Annotated in this window: 3 protein-coding genes and 1 rRNA gene; 1 reads left to right on the forward strand and 3 read right to left on the reverse strand. The window is 64.1% G+C overall.

The annotated features are described in order from the left end of the window. Window positions 1–32: 32 nt before the first annotated feature. From Q7T26_03390 to greA, 3 genes are all read right to left on the reverse strand, one after another. On the reverse strand, window positions 33–323 hold the full coding sequence (locus tag Q7T26_03390) for a nucleotidyltransferase family protein (protein ID MDO8531202.1): 291 nt from the start codon (window positions 321–323) through the stop codon (window positions 33–35). Between the two features lie 158 nt (window positions 324–481). After that, entirely contained in the window at window positions 482–1,972 is a 1,491-nt protein-coding gene (gene lysS, locus Q7T26_03395; GenBank protein ID MDO8531203.1) for a lysine--tRNA ligase, read from the reverse strand. Window positions 1,973–1,987: 15 nt separating this feature from the next. Further along, window positions 1,988–2,452 (reverse strand): transcription elongation factor GreA, encoded by a 465-nt coding sequence (gene greA, locus Q7T26_03400; GenBank protein ID MDO8531204.1) that lies wholly within the window; start codon window positions 2,450–2,452, stop codon window positions 1,988–1,990. Window positions 2,453–2,758: 306 nt separating this feature from the next. On the opposite strand from greA, the gene Q7T26_03405 reads away from it, so the two are divergent. Beyond that, window positions 2,759–3,233 (forward strand): 16S ribosomal RNA (locus tag Q7T26_03405); the annotation flags it as partial.

Consider the following 3,233-nt stretch of genomic DNA (forward strand, 5'->3'; position numbering starts at 1 on the left):
CCAGAATATCCTCGACGCGCTGCTTCCAGTCCCTATGCGGCACGAATCGCTTCCCTCAGGATGTGGCTCCGCATGCGCTGCTTCAGGGCGTCCGGCGTGACCAGGTCCACCCGTCGCCCGAGCAAGCCTTCCAGGTACTGCTGAAGACGAATGAATGTGAAGAGACCAACAGGCCGCTCGAACTCCACTAGGATGTCCACGTCGCTGTCCGGCCCGGCCTCATCGCGGGCGAACGAGCCGAAAAGCGCGAGGGAGCCCACGTCGAAGCGCTTGAGTTCCACGCGGTGCGTCATCAGGATCGTCAGCGCCTCATCGCGTCTCATGGCCTCTCTCCCAACACAGCCTCAAGTGAATCGCCTGCTTGTGCAACGCGCTCTCGGAACAAGACCCGCGACGATTATAACACGGCCTTCGCTATGGCTTGTCCCTTGAAGTAGCGGCGGCGGACGGGGAGGGGGACCGAGGGGGTGAGGTCAGACGCCTATCTGCTCCGCAACTGTGGGAACAGCACCACCTCGCGGATGGACTCCTGGCCCAGCAGCAGCATCACGAGCCGGTCCACGCCCATGCCCAGCCCGCCCGTCGGCGGCATGCCGTGCTCTATCGCAACCAGGAAGTCCTCGTCCAGCCGGTCCGTCTCCTCGTCGCCCTGCTCCCGACGCAGCCGCTCCTGCTCCTCGAACCGCGCGCGCTGGTCAACGGGGTCGTTTAATTCCGTGAACGCGTTCGCCATCTCCCGCTTCGCGATGAACGCCTCGAAGCGCTCCACGTAGCGCGGGTCATCCGGCTTCCGCTTCGCCAGCGGCGACATCTCCACCGGATAGTCAACGAGGAACGTGGGCTGGACGAGCGTCGGCTCCACGTACTCGGAGAGCAGCTTGTCCACGAGCCGCCCCCAGCTTGTCGCCGTGCCGACTGCGGTGACGCCGCGACGGGTCGCCTCGGCGGCGAGCGAGGCCAGGTCCGCGTGCTTCTCGATGTCAATGCCGCTGCGATCGTGGAGCGTCTGCCGCAGCGGCAGACGCGGCCACGGCGGCGCAAGCTCCAGCGTGTGCTCGCCCACCTTGACCTGCGTCGTCCCCAGCACCTCTTGCGCGATGGCGCTGACCATCTCCTCCACCAGCCGCATCATGTCGTTGTAGTCGGCGTAGGCCTGATAGCACTCCATGAGCGTGAACTCCGGGTTGTGCATCAGGTCAATGCCCTCGTTGCGGAACACCCGCCCTATCTCGAAGACGCTGTCCAGGCCGCCCACCACGAGCCGCTTCAGGTGCAGCTCCAGCGCAATGCGCAGGTACAGGTCGCGGTCGAGGGCGTTGTGGTGCGTGAGGAAGGGCCGGGCGTTGGCGCCCGCGGCGACGGACAGCAGGATGGGCGTCTCCACCTCCAGGAAGCCCTTGCCCTCCAGGAAGCGGCGCATGGCGGAGACGATGGCCGAGCGGGTGCGGAAGATGCGCCGAACCTCGTCGCTGGCGATGAGGTCAAGATAGCGCTGCCGATAGCGCGTCTCCGTATCCTTGAGGCCGTGCCACTTCTCCGGCAGCGAGAGCAGCGACTTGGTCAGGATGGTGAGGCCGGACGCTTCGACGGTGATCTCCCCGGCGCGCGTGCGGAACAGCGTGCCCTGCACGCCCAGGAAGTCGCCCAGGTCGAGGTCGTCAACGAGGCCGAACGCCTGCTCGTTGATCTTGTCTTTGCGAAGGTACGCCTGGATGCGTCCGGAGCCGTCGCGCACGTCAAGGAAGATGGCCTTGCCCATGCGGCGCATGGCGGTCACCCGCCCCGCGACGCTGACCCGTGGCGCGGACGCGCCCGCGGAGGCTGATTTCTCGTGCTGCGCGAAGAGGGCGAGCGCCTCCTGGGCCGTGTGCGTGCGGGCGTACCGGGGAGGATAGGGGTCAATGCCGCGGCTTCGAATGCGCTCCAGCTTGGTGAGGCGCTGCTGAAATATCTCGTCGCCGCGCTCTGGCATAGGACGAACGCCCGCCTACGCGACTTCGATGATCTTGAGGCGGCGCTTGCCGGCCGGAGCGGTGACCTCCACCACGTCGCCCACGCGCTTGCCCAGCAGGGCGCGGCCCACCGGGCTCTCGTTGGAGATGCGGCCGTGGTGCGGGTCGGCCTCCGCGCTGCCGACGATGGTGTACTCTTCGTGCCCGCCGTCCGGGGCCTCGACCTTGACGCGCGAGCCCAACCGGATGGTGGTGGTGGCGCCCTCGTGGATGACCTTCGCGTTCTTGAGCATGAGGTCCAGCTCGCGGATGCGGCCTTCCACGAACGCCTGCTCGTTCTTGACGTCCTCGTACTCGGCGTTGTTCTCCGTGCCGCCCATCTCCTTGGCGCGCTGGATGCGCTCGATGACGTACGGACGCCGCTCGTTCAAGAGGTGAGCCATCTCCTCTTCGAGCTTCTTGAGGCCATCAGGGGTCAAATAGACAGGCTTCTGCACCATGGCGAGCCTCCAGCAGGGGCAAAAAAAGAGGGGCCGAGAGCAACGTGACTTCCTCTCGGCGCCTGTATTATACGGCAGGACAACACGGGTGTAAAGGGAGTATACACTCAAAACCGTGACGCCTTCAAACGGGGGGGGCTCCGGTCGGCGGGGAAAATCAAAAAAAGTCCCGCGACAAAACCCTTGACAAGCCCTGGACGAACGCGTAGCATGAACAATGCTGTCTCGAGGGGGACTCCCCGACGGAACCGCTCGAGCGTGCACCTTAACAACGGAAGAGTGGAAGGAAGGTAAGGTAAACCCTATCTTACTGAGAGTTCGATCCTGGCTCAGGACGAACGCTGGCGGCGTGCCTTATGCATGCAAGTCGAGCGGACCAGGGGGCAACTTCTGGTCAGCGGCGAACGGCTGAGTAACCCATATGTGACTTACCCTCCAGAGGGGGACAACCCTGGGAAACTGGGGCTAATACCGCATGATGTTCCGGGATTACGGTCCCGGCACCAAAGCCGCAAGGCGCTGGGGGCGAGGCGTATGACCTATCAGCTAGTTGGCGGGGTAACGGCCCACCAAGGCGATGACGGGTAGCTGGTCTGAGAGGACGACCAGCCAGATGGGGACTGAGACACGGCCCCAACTCCTACGGGAGGCAGCAGCAGGGAATATTGCACAATGGGCGAAAGCCTGATGCAGCGACACCGCGTGAAGGATGAAGGTCTTAGGATTGTAAACTTCTGTTAAGTGGGAAAAAAGACTCGTTCCAAATAAGAACGAGGGATGA

The organism is Dehalococcoidia bacterium (genome assembly GCA_030648205.1).
Taxonomy (GTDB): domain Bacteria; phylum Chloroflexota; class Dehalococcoidia; order JAUSIH01; family JAUSIH01; genus JAUSIH01.

What these genes read in the sequence shown, in the direction of transcription:
- Q7T26_03390 (MDO8531202.1), bottom strand. Translation starts at nt 323, where the DNA reads ATGAGACGCGATGAGGCGCTGACGATCCTGATGACGCACCGCGTGGAA.
- greA (MDO8531204.1), bottom strand. Translation starts at nt 2,452, where the DNA reads ATGGTGCAGAAGCCTGTCTATTTGACCCCTGATGGCCTCAAGAAGCTC.
- lysS (MDO8531203.1), bottom strand. Translation starts at nt 1,972, where the DNA reads ATGCCAGAGCGCGGCGACGAGATATTTCAGCAGCGCCTCACCAAGCTG.